Raw genomic sequence first — 14,834 nt, forward strand, 5'->3', positions numbered from 1 at the left:
TCCCGGGTGAGCGGCGGCGGCCCGATCTCGTGGGAACTGGCTGAACGCGTCGCCGTCAAGGTGGCCGGCCGAGACCCGCTGGAGTCGTCGTACCACTACGCCGCCCTGCAGCCCGACTTCGAGGAACTGACCGCCGAGGCCGAGGAACTGGTGGCGTTGGCCACCGGGCTGCGCTCCCTCGCCGGCCCCGCCCGCGCCCGGGTCACCGACCGAGCAGGATGGGTGCGCGCCAACCTGGCCTCGTTCCAGCGCCTGCTACGCCCCGTCACCGACAAGCTCGGCCCTCGCCTCGACAAGAGCCCTATCGCACCCGTGAGCCGAGCCGTGGCCGGGGCGCAGTTGGGCACGATGCTCGGCTGGATGTCGACCCGGGTGCTCGGCCAGTACGACCTGCTGCTGGTGGAGGACGAGCGTCCTGAGGACCAGGACATCGTCTACTACGTGGGCCCCAACGTCCTGGCCCTGGAGAAGCGCTTCGCCTTCCCGCCCCGCGAGTTCCGCTTGTGGCTGGCCTTGCACGAGGTCACGCACCGGGCCCAGTTCACCGGCGTGCCGTGGATGCGCGACCACTTCCGCTCCCTGGTCGACCGCAGCCTCAACGCCATCGACCCCGACCCCAAGCGGTTCCTCGAAGCCTTGCGACGCGCCGTCGACGAGGTGCGGGCCGGGCGCAACCCCCTCGACGAGGGGGGCGTGGTCGCCTTGCTGGCCGGCCCCGAACAGCACGCCGTGCTGGTGCAGGTGCAGGGGCTGATGAGCCTGCTGGAGGGCCACGGCGACGTGACCATGGATCGCGCCGGCGCCGATCGCATCCCCAGCGCCGAGCGCTTCGCCCGGGTGCTGCGAGAGCGGCGGGCGTCGGTGGGCGGCCCGGCCAAGCTGCTGCAGAAGCTCATCGGCCTCGAAGCCAAAATGCGCCAGTACGAGGAGGGGGAGCGCTTCATCGCCGCCGTGGAAGCGGAGGGCGGGACCGCCTTGTTGGACCGGGTGTGGGACGGCCCCGAGCTCCTTCCCACGCTGGCGGAAATCCGCGATCCGGACCTTTGGGTCGCACGTGTGCCACCGAGGCCTGCTGCCAATCGGTAGCCTGGCCGTGCGATGGCATCCGTTCTCGTCGTCGACGACGAAGACGACATCCGCGAGCTCGTGCGCATCAACCTCGAACTCGACGGGCACGTGGTCTCGACAGCCCGAGATGGGCACGAGGCCCTACAGCTCGTGGCGACGCAGGTGCCCGACGTGATCGTGCTCGATGTGATGATGCCGGGCATGGACGGCTGGGAGGTCCTGTCGCGCATCAAGTCGCAGCACGGCAGCGACGCCGCGTCGGTGCCCGTCCTCATGCTCACCGCCCGCACCGACGAGATGGACCGGTTGCGGGGCGGCATCGAAGGCGCCATCCGCTACCTCACCAAGCCGTTCTCGTTGACCGAGCTGCGGGCCGAGGTGCGCAACGCCTTGGAAGGCGACCCGGAGCCGGTCAAGCGGCGCAAGGTGCAGCACGACGCGCTGGAGCAGTTGGCCCGCATGGAGCGTGGCGATTCGGCACCGCCCGAGGGCGCCCGCCCCAAGCTCACCAAGCTCGACGGGGCGCCCGAAGCCAAGCCCGCCGCCTACCGCACGCCCCGGCTGTCGGCCGACGGGGTCGACACACTGTCGGTCAAGCAGCGCGAGCTGCTGCAGATGGTGGCGACCACGCCGACGGTGCGGGAGGCCGCCGAACGACTGAGCGTCAGCCGCTCCAACGTCTACGCCAGCCTGCGCCGCATCGCCCGCAAGCTCGAGATGAAGTCGGTGGCCGAACTGGTTGCCGTGGCCCGCCAAGGTGGGCTCCCTGACGCCGCCGACTGACGCCCTGCTGCCTCGCTGCTCGTTCCCGGCGCCGGGGACGGCGCTCGACTGCGCGGTGTCGGGCGGCGCCGACTCCCTCGCCCTGCTCGCCCTCGCCTGCGAGGCCGGCTGCGACGTGACGGCCATCCATGTCGACCACGGCTTGCGGCGCGGCTCGGCCGCCGAGGCCGATGTGGTGGCCGACGCCGCCGCCCGCTTCGGCGCCCGCTTCCGGGCGGAGCGGATCGACGTGGGTGCCGGGCCCAACCTGGAAGCCCGCGCCCGGGCGGCTCGTTACCAGGCGTTGCCCGACGGCGTGGCGACGGGGCACACGGCCGACGACTTGGCCGAGACGGTGCTGTTGAACCTGCTGCGCGGTGCCGGGCTCGACGGGCTCGCGCCCATGCTGCGCGCCGACGGCCGGGTGCACCGGCCGATCCTGCGCCTGCGCCGGGCCGAGACCCGTGCCCTGTGTGCCGAACTCGGGCTGGAGCCGGTGGCCGACCCGTCCAACGACGACCCCGCCTTCGTGCGCAACCGGATCCGCCACGAGCTGCTGCCGGTGCTCGACGCCATCGCCGAGCGCGACGTGGCTGCGCTGTTGGCGCGGCAGGCCACGGTCCTGCGAGAGGAAGCCGACCTGCTCGACTCGTTGGCCGACGCCCTCGACCCGTCCGACGCCAAGGCCTTGGCCGCCGCCCCGCCTGCGCTGGCCCGCCGGGCCGTGCGTCGCCTCTTGGCGGGCGAGCACCCGCCCGACGCCGCGGGGGTGGAACGGGTGCTCGCGGTGGCCCGCAACGAGGCCAAAGCGTGCGAGGTGGCAGGGGGGTTGCGGGTGCGCCGGTCCCGCGGCCGCTTGGTAGTCGAGCGCGGCGCGTAAGGTTCCGACGCCATGTTCGAGACCGACCCCAACCTCGGCGAGATCGTCGTCCCCGAGGACGTGCTGCAGAAGCGCATCGCTGAACTGGGCGCCGACATCACCCGCGACTACGAGGGCAAGGCGCCGTTGCTGGTCGGCGTGCTCAAAGGCGCGTTCATCTTCATGAGCGACCTGGCCCGCACCATTGCGCTGCCGGTCGAGTTCGATTTCATGGCGGTGTCGTCGTACGGCAGCGCCACCAAGACCAGCGGTGTCGTGCGCATCGTCAAGGACCTCGACCTCGACCTCACCGGCCGCCACGTCATCGTCGTCGAGGACATCGTCGACAGCGGGCTGACGCTGTCGTACCTGCGCCGCAACCTGGCCGCCCGTGGGCCTGCGTCGTTGGAGGTGTGCGCCTTGTTCGTCAAGGACGGGTTGCAGAAGACCGACCCCGACCTGCGTTACGTGGGCTTCCCCATCCCGCCCGATTTCGTGGTGGGCTACGGGCTCGACGTGGCCGAGCGCTATCGCAACCTCCCCTACATCTGCCGTTACCTCGGGCCGGCGTCGTAGGGGAGGCGCCGCAGTACCCTGGTAAGCACCGTGCGCAAACTCACCCGTAGTGCCGCCTTCTACGTCATCGTCGGCCTGATCGTCCTCGCTGTGGCCAGCAGCTGGCTGGGAGGCGACGAGAAGAAGGAAAAGCTCACCCTGAGCCAGCTCCAGACGGCTGTGGCCGAGGGTCGGGTGCGCTCCGCCACCATCACCGGCACCGAGAAGATCAGCGGCGAGCTGGCCACCGGCGCCAAGTACGAAGGCAAGTTTCCCGCCGAGTACGCCGACGAGCTGACCCAGCAACTGCTCAACGCCAAGCCGCCCGTCAACGTCGAGTCGAAGGAGGAGAAGAGCAACGTCTGGATGTCGCTCCTCTTCAACTTCTTCCCGATCATCCTGTTGTTCGGCGGCTTCCTCTGGATCATCAACTCCATGCAGGGCGGCGGCAACCGGGTCATGCAGTTCGGCAAGGCCAAGGCCAAGGTCGTCTCCAAGGACCAGCCGCAGGTGACGTTCGACGACGTGGCGGGCGCGGATGAGGCCGTGGCCGAACTGCAGGAGATCAAGGACTTCCTGGCCTCGCCTGCCAAGTTCCAGGCCATCGGGGCCAAGATCCCCAAGGGCGTGTTGCTCTACGGGCCGCCGGGCACGGGCAAGACCTTGCTGGCCCGGGCCGTGGCCGGTGAGGCGGGCGTGCCGTTCTTCTCCATCTCCGGCTCCGACTTCGTGGAGATGTTCGTGGGCGTGGGCGCCTCGCGGGTGCGCGACCTGTTCGAACAGGCCAAGACGAGCGCGCCGGCGATCATCTTCATGGACGAGATCGACGCCGTCGGCCGCCATCGTGGCGCGGGCCTGGGCGGCGGCCACGACGAGCGGGAGCAGACCCTCAACCAGTTGCTCGTGGAGATGGACGGCTTCGACGCCACCACCGGCGTCATCCTCATCGCGGCGACCAACCGGCCCGACATCCTCGACCCGGCCTTGCTGCGGCCGGGGCGCTTCGACCGCCAGATCGTGGTCGACCGACCCGACCTGGAGGGGCGCAAGCGCATCCTGTCGGTGCACGCCAAGGGCAAGCCGCTGGCCGACGTGATCGACCTGGAGGTGCTGGCCCGGCGCACGCCGGGCTTCACCGGCGCCGACCTGGCCAACCTCATGAACGAAGCGGCGCTGCTGGCCGCCCGCTACGACCGCAAGACGATCGGCATGGCCGAACTGGAAGAGGCCATCGACCGGGTCATCGCCGGCCCCGAGCGCAAGACCCGGGTGATGAGCGAGAAGGAAAAGCTCGTCATCGCCTACCACGAGGGCGGCCATGCCCTGGTCGGCCACGTGCTGCCGCACGCCGACCCCGTGCACAAGGTGTCGATCGTGGCCCGAGGGCGGGCGCTGGGCTGGACCCTGTCGCTGCCCACCGAGGACAAGTACATCGTCAGCCGGTCCGAGTTGCGCGACCAGATCGCCGTGCTGATGGGCGGGCGCACGGCTGAGGAACTCATCTTCGAAGAGCCCACCACGGGGGCGGCCAACGACATCGAGAAGGCGTCGGAGATCGCCCGGGCCATGGTCACCCAGTACGGCATGAGCGACGTGCTGGGGCCGCAGCAGTTGGGGCAGCAGACGTCGGAGGTGTTCCTCGGGCGCGACTTCGGCCACCAGGCCAACTACTCGCAGGACGTCGCAACGCGGGTCGACGCCGAGATCCGTTCGTTGATCGAGACGGCCCACGACGAGGCGCGTTCCATCTTGACCACCCACCGAGCCACGCTCGACAAGCTCGCTGCCGCGTTGATCGAGAAGGAGACGCTCGACACGCCCGAGTTGATGGTGGTGCTGGGCGACCTGCCGCCGTGGCCGGGCACCGCGGCCAACGGCAACGGCAATGGGAAGCCTGCTCCGACGACGCGGCGTCGAGTGGCGGCCAAGCCTCGACCGTGATGGACCTGGGTCGAATCGAAAAGGCGGTCCGGGAGATCCTCGAAGCAGTCGGCGAGGACCCCGATCGCGACGGGCTGCAGCGCACCCCTGAGCGGGTGGCGGCCATGTACGGCGAGGTGTTCTCCGGGCTGCACGAAGACCCCGGCGACGTCCTCAACGTCACATTCGAGGCCGACCACGACGAGATGGTGCTGGAGCGCGACATCCCGTTCCACAGCGTGTGCGAGCACCACTTGGTGCCGTTCATCGGCCGGGCGCACGTGGCCTACATCCCCAACGCCGACGGGCGCATCACCGGCCTGTCGAAGCTGGCCCGGCTGGTCGACGGCTATGCCAAGCGGCCCCAGGTGCAGGAGCGGCTCACCTCGCAGGTGGCCGACACGCTGGTGCGGGTCCTCGACCCGCGGGGCGTGCTGGTGGTGATCGAGGCCGAGCACCTGTGCATGTCGATGCGCGGCGTGCGCAAGCCCGGTGCGGTGACGGTGACCTCGGCGGTGCGGGGGTTGTTCCGCGACAACGAGGCCACCCGAGCCGAGGCCATGGCCTTCATCCACGGCCGCCGCTGACCTCCGCCGCCGTTCTGGTCCGGGAATCCCGCACGTAGGCACGGGATTCCCGGACCAGAACGGGGGAGCGCCTGCCCCGGTAGGCTGCTGCGCCGATATGACCCCCCTCGTCATGGGCGTGCTCAACGTCACGCCCGACTCGTTCTCCGACGGCGGCCGCTACCTCGACAGTGAGGCGGCGGTGCGCCACGGCTTGGCCTTGGTGGCCGACGGCGCCGACGTGGTCGACGTGGGCGGCGAGTCCACCCGCCCTGGCGCCGAGCCCGTGGCCGAAGACGAAGAGTTGCGCCGGGTGGTGCCCGTGGTCGAGGCGCTGGCGCCGCACGTGCGGGTCAGCATCGACACCCGCAAGCCCGCAGTGGCGGAGGCGGCTGTGCAAGCAGGCGCCACGCTGGTCAACGACGTGTCCGCCTCGCTCCACCGGGTCGCCGCCGAGGGCGGCGTCGGCTGGGTCGCCATGCACATGAAAGGCGACCCTCGCACCATGCAGGACGCCCCGCAGTACGACGACGTGGTCGCCGAGGTGCGCGACTTCCTGCTCGCCAAGGCGAGCGAGGCCCGCGAGGCAGGCGTGGAGGAGGTGTGGGTCGACCCCGGCATCGGCTTCGGCAAGACGAGCGACCACAACCTGTCGCTGCTCCGCCACCTGCGGCGGCTCACGGCCGGTGAGTTCCCGGTGGTGATCGGCACCAGCCGCAAGGCGTTCCTCGGCAGGCTGGCCGGCGGCGCCGAGGTCGACGACCGGCTGGAGGGGTCGATCGCCACCGCCGTCCACGCCATGCTCAACGGGGCCGGGATGGTGCGGGTACACGACGTGAAAGCCACCGTGCAGGCGGCCCGCCTGGTGGGTGCAGCCTGATGCGCGGCAAGTGGGCGGCAGGCATCGAGCCCCGCAACTTCGCCTGGGTCATCAAGGACAAGCTGGCCGTCAGCGAGCGGCCCGGCGGCTATGCCCGCAACCACCGCAAGGTGCGCCGCCAGGAAGAGATCATCTGGCTGCGGGAGCAGGGCTTCACCCGGATCGTGTCGCTGCTGGCGTCGCCCCACAACCTCCACGCCTACGACGAGCTCGGCGTGCAGTGGTCGCACTTCCCCTTCGGGCCGCAGGCCGAGGCCCGCGAGGTGCTGCCCGACCTGTACAAGAGCCTGCGCACATGGACGAACGGCGACGAGCGGATCCTGTTGCACATGGAGGAGCTGGGCGACCGCCTGATGGGCGTAGTGGCCGGCTACCTGCTGTGGGCCAAGCTGCTGCAGTCGGGGCCGCAGGCCATCACCGCCGTCGAGCAGCTCGTGCACCGGCAGATGGGCCCTGCGGGCCGCGAGCTCGTGGCCGTCGCCGCTGCGCTGTAGTGGACGTCATCTCGCTGCGGGGGCTGCGGGTCACCGGCACCCACGGCGTGCTGGCCGAGGAGCAGAGCCGGGCGCAGCCGTTCGAGGTCGACATCGACGTGCACGCCGACCTGCGGGCCGCGGGCGCCAGCGACGACCTCGACGACACTGTCGACTACGGCGCCTTGGCCGAGGCCGCGGCTCGGGTGGTCGCAGGGGAGCGGCACGCGCTGCTTGAACGGGTGGCCGAGCGCATCGCCGAGGTGGCGCTGGGCGACGAGCGGGTGCAGTCGGTGACGGTGACGGTGCGCAAGCTGCGCCCGCCCGTCCCGCTCGACATCGCCTCCACCGCGGTCACCGTCACCCGCCCGTGACCCGGGCCTTCCTGGCGCTGGGTTCCAACCTGGGCGACCGGTGGGGCTACCTGCGGGCGGCCGTGGCGGCGGTCCCCGACCTGGTTGCGGTGTCGCCCGTGTACGAGACGGCGCCGGTTGGCGGACCGGACGGGCAGGGTGCGTTCCTCAACTGCGTGGTCGAGCTCGACACCGACCGCTCGCCGCGGGAGTTGCTGGACCTGTGCCGTCGGCTGGAGGCCGACGCCGAGCGGGTGCGGGTTGAGCGCTGGGGGCCGCGCACCCTCGATGTCGACGTGCTGCTCGTCGGCGACGAGCGGGTCGACGAGCCCGACCTGGTCGTGCCCCACCCCCGCATGTGGGAGCGCGCCTTCGTGCTCGTCCCGCTGCACGACCTGGCCCCCGACCTCGTGCCCGAGCGCCCCACCGACCCCGACGTCTCCCCCGCTGGCCCCCTCTGACCCGTCCCCCTCCCACCTTCTGGCCTGTCTTTCGCGCCGCCGCCGGCGCGAATGACAGGCCAGAACCGGCTGGCGTACCCTGGAGGCGTACGAACGGCACCCCGGCGACGGGGGCTGGAACGTCGAAGGAGTCGGTTGCCCGCAGTACGCGTGATCGGGCCGGGACGCGCCGGTGGCTCATTGAGCGAAGCGTTGTCGCGCGCGGGCTGGGACGTGCGCGAGCCGCTCCGCCGGGGCGACGACGCGGCCAACGCGGCCAACGGCGTCGACCTGCTCGTCATCGCCACTCCCGACGCCGCTATCGCCGAAGTCGCTGCGCAGGTCGCCCCCAGTGACACCACCGTCGTCGCCCACCTGTCGGGCTCGTTGGGCCTCGACGTGCTCGCCCCCCATCCGCGCCGGGCGAGCATCCATCCCCTCCTTCCGCTGCCCGACCCCGAGCGGGGCGCCGCCCGCCTCCTCGGCGCCCACTTCGCTGTCGCCGGCGACCCGATGGCGACAACGGTGGTGGCCGCCCTCGACGGCATCCCCGTCGAAGTGGCCGACGAGCACCGGGCCGCCTACCACGCGGCCGCCACGGTGGCCGCCAACCACCTCGTCGCCCTGCTCGGCCAAGTGGAGCGCATCGCGGCGGCGGCGAACGTCCCCCTCGACGCCTACCTCCCGTTGGTACAGGCCACCATCGACGACGTGAAGGCCAAGGGCCCGGCCGCCGCCCTCACCGGCCCCGTCGCCCGCGGCGACCACGAGACCGTGGCCCGCCACCTGGCCGCCATCCCCGCCGAAGAGCGCCCCGCCTACGAAGCCCTCGCGGGCCGCGCCGCCCGGCTCGTCCACCGCCAGGGCATCACCGTGGTCGACACCGTCGAGGCCTTCCGCAAGGCCCTCGACGCCGAGCGCGCCGCGGGCCGCACCGTCGGGCTCGTCCCGACCATGGGCTACCTCCACGACGGCCATGCCGGCCTCATGCGCCGAGCCGCCGCCGAGTGCGACGTGGCCGCCGCCACCGTCTTCGTCAACCCGCTCCAGTTCGCCCCCACCGAGGACCTGGCTGCCTACCCCCGCGACCTCGACCGCGACATCGCCATCGCGGAAAAGGCCGGCGTCACCGTCCTCTTCGCTCCCAGCGTCGAAGAGATGTACCCGGGCGAAGTGTTCACGACGGTGCACGTCGCCGAGGCGAGCGAAGGCCTTGAAGGCGCCTCCCGCCCCACCCACTTCGACGGCGTGGCCACCGTCGTGGCCAAGCTGTTCAACATCGCAGGCCCGTGCCGCGCCTACTTCGGTGAGAAGGACTGGCAGCAGCTCGCCGTCGTGCGGCAGCTCGCCGCCGACCTGTCCATCCCCGTCGAAGTCGTCGGCTGTCCCATCGCCCGGGAACCCGACGGCCTCGCCATGAGCAGTCGCAACGTCTACTTGAACCCAGAAGAACGCCGAGCCGCCACGGTGTTGCACCGCGCCCTGCTCGCAGGCCGCCACGGCGGCCCGGAAGCCATGCGCACCACCGTCGCAACCGAGCCGCTCGTCGAACTCGACTACGCCGAGCAGGTGGGTGACCGCCTGCTCATCGCCGCCCGCGTCGGCCGTACCCGTCTCATCGACAACATGGGAGTCCGTTGATGCACCGCCGCATGATGAAGTCGAAGATCCACCGCGCCACCGTCACCGACGCCAACCTCAACTACGTCGGCTCCATCACCATCGACAAGCGCCTCATGGACTTGGCCGACATCCTGGAGAACGAGCAGGTCGCCGTGGTCGACATCGACAACGGCGCCCGCTTCGAGACCTACGTCATCCCCGGCGGCCCCGGCGACATGTGCCTGAACGGCGCCGCGGCCCGCCTCGTGCACCCGGGCGACAAGATCATCGTCATCACCTACGCCGACTACGACCAGCACGAGCTGGAGGACTACCAGCCCGTCGTCGTCCACGTCGACGAGCACAACCGACCCGTGCCGATTCTCGAGCAGCTTGCCGACTGAGCAGCACGACCTCGACCTCCTCGTCCTCGGCAGTGGCGTCGCCGGGTTGTCCGCCGCGGTGCGGGCGGCCTCGGCTGAACCAGGCCTGCGCGTCGGCGTCCTGACCAAGGCCGACCTCGAACAGTCGGCTACCCGTTGGGCCCAAGGCGGCGTGGCCGCCGTGCTCGGCGGCGACGAGGACTCGGCCGACCTCCACCTGGCCGACACCCTCGCCGCGGGCGCCGGCCTGTGCGACGTCGACGCCGTGCGCGTGCTCGTCAACGAAGGACCCACCCGCGTCAACGAACTCATCGCCTTGGGCGCGGTGTTCGACCGCGACCACGAGGGACATCTGCTCAAGGCGCGCGAGGGCGGCCACTCCATGCCCCGCATCGTCCACGCGGGCGGCGCCGCCACCGGCGCCGAGATCGAACGAGCCCTCGTGGAAGCGGTGCGGGCCAACGTCTCGGTCGTGCTCGAAGGCTGGTTCGCCCTCGACCTGATCGTGGAAGGCGGCCGCTGCCGCGGCGTGACCGCCTGGCATCCCGACGGCGAACGGCGCACGCTGCGGGCCACTCACACCCTTGTGGCCACCGGCGGTGCGGGCCAGGTGTTCGCGGTGACGACCAACCCTGCGCAAGCGACGGGCGACGGCGTGGCCATGGCCCTGCGCGCGGGCATCGCCGTGGCCGACGTGGAGTTCATGCAGTTCCACCCCACGGCGCTGCACCACCCGGCCATGCCGCGGCCGTTGCTGTCGGAGGCGCTGCGGGGCCACGGCGCCTTGCTGCGCGACGCCAAGGGCGAACGCTTCGTCGACGAGCTCCAGCCCCGCGACGTCGTCAGCCGGGCCATGACCGCCTGCATGCTCGAACAGGACGTCGACCACCTGTGGCTCGACGCCACCGGCTTGGAGCACTTCGAGGAGCGCTTCCCCACCATCGCCACCAGCGTGCGGGAGATCGGCCTCGACCCGTCGCGCGACTGGCTGCCGATCGCGCCCGCCGCCCACTACCTGTCGGGCGGCATCGTCACCGACCTCGACGGCGCCACCGAGATGCCGGGGCTGTGGGCGTGCGGGGAGGTGGCGTGCACCGGCGTGCACGGGGCCAACCGGCTGGCGTCGAACTCGCTGCTCGAAGGCATGGTCTTCGCACCACGGGTCGTGGAAGCCATCCTGGCCGGCGTCGACGGGCCGTCGCCCACCGGCGCCATGCGCGCCGTGCTCGAAGACGAGCACTCGGTGCTGCGTCCGGCGTTGCCCGTGTGCGACGACAGCGTCGACGCCGTGTCCGCACGCGACACGTTGCAACGGGCCATGACGCAAGGGGCGGGGGTGCTGCGCAGCGCGGAGAGCCTGGGCTCCACGGCCAAGGCCGTCGACCAAGTGGCGGCGTCGTGCGCCGACCCCGAGGTGCACAACTTGGCCACCGTGGCCTCGGCGTTGCTGGCCGCGGCCGAGGCCCGCGAGGAGTCCCGCGGCGCCCACACCCGCACCGACTTCCCCGACACCGCCGACGACTTCCTGCTGAGATTGATCATCCGATGAGAGACGACGTCCACCCTCCGAGCAGTGCCGTGCGCGAGGTGGTGGCGCGCGCCTTGGCCGAAGACGTGCTGCCCCTCGGCGACCTCACCGCCTCGTTGGTCCCCATCGACGTGCACGCCCGTGCCGCCTTTATCGCCCGCGCCGCCGGCGTGGTGGCCGGACGGCTGTGCGCCATCGAGGCCTTCACCCAAGTCGACGACACAGTGGTGCTGGCGTGGTCGTTCGACGACGGCGACTCGGTGGAGCCAGGCGACGTCCTCGGCGTGGTGACCGGCCCGCTGCGCTCGGTCCTCACAGCCGAGCGCACGGCACTGAACCTGCTGAGCCACCTCTCCGGCGTCGCCACCGCCACCCGGCGCTACGCGGAACTGGCCGCACCCGCCCGTATCCGCGACACCCGCAAGACGACGCCCGGCCTGCGGGCCCTGGAGAAGGCCGCCGTGCGAGCGGGCGGGGGCGTGAACCACCGCGCCAACCTCAGCGACGGCATCCTGGTGAAGGACAACCACCTGGGCGGCCTGACCATCGCCGAAGCCGTGCGCAAGGCCGACGAGCGCTGGCCCGGCCGGGTGGTCGAGGTGGAGTGCGACTCGATCGAGCAGGTGCAGCAGGCACTCGACGCCGGCGCGGGCATGGTCCTCCTCGACAACATGACGCCCGACGAGGTCGCCGACTGCGTGCGCCTGGTCGGCGGCAGCGTCCCCGTCGAAGTGAGCGGCGGCGTGACCCTCGACAACGTGGCGTCCTATGCCCCCACCGGTGCCGACTTCATCGCCGTCGGCGCCATCACCCACTCGGCCACCGTGCTCGACATCGGCCTCGACCTCGAACTCGGAGGCTGACCATGCTCCTGACCATCGACACCGGCAACACCGAGACCGTTCTCGGCCTGTTCGACGGCACCACGTTGGTCTCGCACTGGCGGCTGTCGACCAACGCCGAGCGCACCTCCGACGAACACGCCATGGTCGTCTCCCAGTTGCTCGACCTCGAGGGCTACGACTTCGAGTCACAGGTGACCGGCATCGCCATCTCCTCGACCGTGCCGAGCCTGACGGCGACGCTGCGGCAGATGACCACACGGTGGTTCAACAAGGTGCCCGCTGTGGTGCTCGAACCCGGCGTGCGTACCGGCATGCCGATCCTCTACGACAACCCCAAGGAAGTCGGGGCCGACCGCATCGCCAACTCGGTGGGCGCCTTCGAGCTCTACGGCGGCCCCACCGTCTGCGTCGACTTCGGCACCGCCACCACCTTCGACTGCATCTCGGCCAAGGGCGAGTACCTGGGCGGCGCCATCCTGCCGGGCATCGGCATCTCCATGGACGCCCTCTTCGGCCGGGCCGCCGCCCTGCGCCAAGTGGAACTGGTCGAGCCCCGCAACGTCATCGGCAAGAGCACCGTCGAGTCGATCCAGTCGGGCGCCGTCTACGGCTTCAGCGGTTCGGTCGACGCCATCGTCAAGCGCATCGAAGTGGAGCTGGGGGAGTGCCACGTGGTGGCGACGGGTGGGTTGAGTGGACTCATCGAGCCGCTCTCCACCACGATCCAGCACCACGAGCCGTGGATCACCCTCCACGGCCTTCGCATCATCTTCGAGCGCAATCAGTGATCCCTTACCGCTTCGAACGCAGCCGTGACGCGGCGTCCTTGCGCGCCGAGTTCGACGCGCTCGAACCGGGTGCCGAGACCGGCGTCGAGGTGTCGGTGGCGGGGCGCGTCATGCTCCTGCGCTCGCAGGGCAAGCTGGCCTTCGGCGAGCTGCGCGACTCCAGCGGCGCCGTCCAGCTGTTCGCCTTGGCCGCAGTCACCGAGGGGTTCGAGGAGTTCGCCAAGTTGTCGCTGGGCGACTGGGTCGGTGCTGTCGGCGAAGTGGTGAAGACCAAGCGGGGCGAGCTGTCGGTCAAGGTGCGCGAGTGGGTACTGCTGGCCGAGGCCCGACGCGGCTTCGGCGACAAGTGGCACGGCATCAGCGACCCCGACCTGCGCTACCGCCAGCGCTACGTCGACCTGTGGGCCAACGAGGGGTCGCGCGACACCTTCCTGTTGCGCAGCCGGGTGGTGTCGCTGATGCGGCGGTGGTTGGAGGACCGCGGGTTCGTGGAGGTGGAGACGCCGATCTTCCACCCCATTGCCGGTGGCGCCCACGCCAAGCCGTTCGTGACGCACCACAACGCGCTGGGCATGGACCTGTACCTGCGCATCGCCACCGAGCTGTACCTCAAGCGCTTGGTCGTAGGCGGGTTCGAGAAGGTGTTCGAGATCGGCCGCACGTTCCGCAACGAGGGACTGTCGCCCCGCCACAACCCCGAGTTCACCATGATCGAGGTCTACGAGGCCTATGCCGACTACGGCGACATGATGGACCTGACCGAGTCGTTGGTCGCCCACCTCGCCGCCGAGCTGTGCGGCACCACCAAGCTGACGTACGAGGGGCGCGACCTCGACCTCACCCCGCCGTGGCCGCGGGCCACCATGACGGAGTTGGTCGAGAAGCACGCGGGCGTACACGTCGACCTCGACATGCCGATCGAGGAACTACGGCGCATCGCGACGTCGTTCGAGGTTCCCGTCGAGGACGCGTGGGGGCCGGGCAAGCTCGTGCTGGAGATCTACGAGAAGACCACCGAGGCCCAGTTGTGGGGGCCGGTGTTCGTGCTCGACTACCCGCAAGAAGTCAGCCCGCTCGCTCGCCCGCACCGCACCAAGCCCGGCTACGTCGAGCGCTTCGAGGCCATCCTCGCCGGACGGGAACTGGCCAATGCCTTTTCGGAACTGACCGATCCCGACGTGCAACGGGCCGCCTTCGAAGCCCAGGCCGCGGCCAAGGCGGCGGGCGACGAAGAAGCCATGGTCGTTGACGAGGACTACCTCCGGGCGCTGGAGTACGGCATGCCCCCGACGGGCGGCATGGGCATGGGCATCGACCGCCTGGTCATGCTGCTGGCCGGCGTCCACCAGATCCGCGACGTGCTGCTGTTCCCGACCTTGCGGCCCGAGCAGGACCGCGGGTGAAGAAGAGCGTCGAAGCGGCCATCGCCATCGCGGCCGTCGCCGTCGTAGCACTCGCGGGATGGGACCTGTTCAGAAGTGATGAGACACCCGAGTGGGCCGTTCTCATGGGAATCGTTCTGGTGGCCGCGTGTGTCCTCGAGGCGGCGAGACGTTTCTGGATCGAGTTCCCGAAGCCGACAAGAGCACCGTTCGAACTGACGCGCAGCTCCGTCAGCCTCATGTTCGTTACCGGAAGCATGCTTGTCGTACCCGTGATGGGGCTGTGGGAGGGAGAGGGCGACCCCGTCATCGGCGCGGTGATGTTCGGCGTCGGCGCAGGCTCGCTTGCGGTACTGATCCGCCACCTCCGCAAGCCGATCGACCCTGACACCACCTCGGAAGTTGCGTAGGAATCGTGCCGGAAAACGGC

The 14,834-nt window shown here is 70.6% G+C and carries 17 protein-coding genes; all 17 read left to right on the forward strand.

From position 1 onward, the window contains the following. The first annotated feature begins 6 nt into the window (after window positions 1–6). The 17 genes from VM938_09925 to VM938_10005 all read left to right on the forward strand — a co-directional run bounded on the left by VM938_09925 (window position 7) and on the right by VM938_10005 (window position 14,814). Window positions 7–1,086: a zinc-dependent metalloprotease gene (locus VM938_09925; GenBank protein ID HVF75355.1), complete on the forward strand. Its 1,080-nt coding sequence runs from the start codon at window positions 7–9 to the stop codon at window positions 1,084–1,086. Between the two features lie 12 nt (window positions 1,087–1,098). Continuing rightward, on the forward strand, window positions 1,099–1,851 hold the full coding sequence (locus VM938_09930) for a response regulator (GenBank protein HVF75356.1): 753 nt from the start codon (window positions 1,099–1,101) through the stop codon (window positions 1,849–1,851). Next, on the forward strand, window positions 1,808–2,710 hold the full coding sequence (gene tilS, locus VM938_09935) for a tRNA lysidine(34) synthetase TilS (protein HVF75357.1): 903 nt from the start codon (window positions 1,808–1,810) through the stop codon (window positions 2,708–2,710). Before VM938_09930 ends, tilS begins: the two co-directional genes overlap by 44 nt. A gap of 12 nt (window positions 2,711–2,722) precedes the next feature. After that, window positions 2,723–3,265, forward strand: coding sequence for a hypoxanthine phosphoribosyltransferase (hpt, locus tag VM938_09940; GenBank protein ID HVF75358.1), 543 nt, complete (start codon window positions 2,723–2,725; stop codon window positions 3,263–3,265). Window positions 3,266–3,295: 30 nt separating this feature from the next. Beyond that, window positions 3,296–5,185 (forward strand): ATP-dependent zinc metalloprotease FtsH, encoded by a 1,890-nt coding sequence (gene ftsH, locus VM938_09945; GenBank protein HVF75359.1) that lies wholly within the window; start codon window positions 3,296–3,298, stop codon window positions 5,183–5,185. Next, on the forward strand, window positions 5,185–5,751 hold the full coding sequence (folE, locus tag VM938_09950) for a GTP cyclohydrolase I FolE (protein HVF75360.1): 567 nt from the start codon (window positions 5,185–5,187) through the stop codon (window positions 5,749–5,751). Before ftsH ends, folE begins: the two co-directional genes overlap by 1 nt. 97 nt (window positions 5,752–5,848) lie before the next feature. Continuing rightward, window positions 5,849–6,610 (forward strand): dihydropteroate synthase, encoded by a 762-nt coding sequence (folP, locus tag VM938_09955; protein ID HVF75361.1) that lies wholly within the window; start codon window positions 5,849–5,851, stop codon window positions 6,608–6,610. After that, entirely contained in the window at window positions 6,610–7,104 is a 495-nt protein-coding gene (locus VM938_09960; protein HVF75362.1) for a hypothetical protein, read from the forward strand. Before folP ends, VM938_09960 begins: the two co-directional genes overlap by 1 nt. Then, window positions 7,104–7,457, forward strand: a complete 354-nt coding sequence (folB, locus tag VM938_09965; GenBank protein ID HVF75363.1) for a dihydroneopterin aldolase — start codon at window positions 7,104–7,106, stop codon at window positions 7,455–7,457. Before VM938_09960 ends, folB begins: the two co-directional genes overlap by 1 nt. After that, complete coding sequence (gene folK / locus VM938_09970) at window positions 7,454–7,897, forward strand: 2-amino-4-hydroxy-6-hydroxymethyldihydropteridine diphosphokinase (protein HVF75364.1); 444 nt, start codon at window positions 7,454–7,456, stop codon at window positions 7,895–7,897. The genes folB and folK overlap by 4 nt, the downstream gene beginning before the upstream one ends. A 213-nt stretch (window positions 7,898–8,110) precedes the next feature. After that, window positions 8,111–9,517 (forward strand): pantoate--beta-alanine ligase, encoded by a 1,407-nt coding sequence (panC, locus tag VM938_09975; GenBank protein HVF75365.1) that lies wholly within the window; start codon window positions 8,111–8,113, stop codon window positions 9,515–9,517. Further along, a complete protein-coding gene (gene panD / locus VM938_09980) occupies window positions 9,517–9,882 on the forward strand; it encodes an aspartate 1-decarboxylase (protein HVF75366.1) in 366 nt (121 codons plus the stop codon). The genes panC and panD overlap by 1 nt, the downstream gene beginning before the upstream one ends. Continuing rightward, complete coding sequence (nadB, locus tag VM938_09985; GenBank protein HVF75367.1) at window positions 9,872–11,410, forward strand: L-aspartate oxidase; 1,539 nt, start codon at window positions 9,872–9,874, stop codon at window positions 11,408–11,410. The genes panD and nadB overlap by 11 nt, the downstream gene beginning before the upstream one ends. Continuing rightward, window positions 11,407–12,252 carry a carboxylating nicotinate-nucleotide diphosphorylase gene (gene nadC, locus VM938_09990; protein ID HVF75368.1) on the forward strand — a complete coding sequence of 282 codons (846 nt, stop codon included), beginning with the start codon at window positions 11,407–11,409 and terminating at the stop codon, window positions 12,250–12,252. The genes nadB and nadC overlap by 4 nt, the downstream gene beginning before the upstream one ends. Before the next feature lie 2 nt (window positions 12,253–12,254). Next, window positions 12,255–13,022 (forward strand): type III pantothenate kinase, encoded by a 768-nt coding sequence (locus VM938_09995; GenBank protein ID HVF75369.1) that lies wholly within the window; start codon window positions 12,255–12,257, stop codon window positions 13,020–13,022. After that, window positions 12,974–14,425, forward strand: a complete 1,452-nt coding sequence (gene lysS / locus VM938_10000) for a lysine--tRNA ligase (GenBank protein ID HVF75370.1) — start codon at window positions 12,974–12,976, stop codon at window positions 14,423–14,425. Before VM938_09995 ends, lysS begins: the two co-directional genes overlap by 49 nt. Beyond that, window positions 14,422–14,814: a hypothetical protein gene (locus VM938_10005; GenBank protein HVF75371.1), complete on the forward strand. Its 393-nt coding sequence runs from the start codon at window positions 14,422–14,424 to the stop codon at window positions 14,812–14,814. Before lysS ends, VM938_10005 begins: the two co-directional genes overlap by 4 nt. The last annotated feature ends 20 nt before the right edge of the window (window positions 14,815–14,834 follow it).

The organism is Acidimicrobiales bacterium (genome assembly GCA_035536915.1).
In the GTDB taxonomy this organism is placed as follows: Bacteria; Actinomycetota; Acidimicrobiia; order Acidimicrobiales; family JAHWLA01; genus JAHWLA01.

Coding starts and splice junctions, on each gene's coding strand:
- folE (HVF75360.1), top strand. CDS start 5,185: ATGGACCTGGGTCGAATCGAAAAGGCGGTCCGGGAGATCCTCGAAGCA.
- nadC (HVF75368.1), top strand. CDS start 11,407: ATGAGAGACGACGTCCACCCTCCGAGCAGTGCCGTGCGCGAGGTGGTG.
- hpt (HVF75358.1), top strand. CDS start 2,723: ATGTTCGAGACCGACCCCAACCTCGGCGAGATCGTCGTCCCCGAGGAC.
- VM938_09995 (HVF75369.1), top strand. CDS start 12,255: ATGCTCCTGACCATCGACACCGGCAACACCGAGACCGTTCTCGGCCTG.
- panD (HVF75366.1), top strand. CDS start 9,517: ATGCACCGCCGCATGATGAAGTCGAAGATCCACCGCGCCACCGTCACC.
- folP (HVF75361.1), top strand. CDS start 5,849: ATGACCCCCCTCGTCATGGGCGTGCTCAACGTCACGCCCGACTCGTTC.
- VM938_09960 (HVF75362.1), top strand. CDS start 6,610: ATGCGCGGCAAGTGGGCGGCAGGCATCGAGCCCCGCAACTTCGCCTGG.
- VM938_09930 (HVF75356.1), top strand. CDS start 1,099: ATGGCATCCGTTCTCGTCGTCGACGACGAAGACGACATCCGCGAGCTC.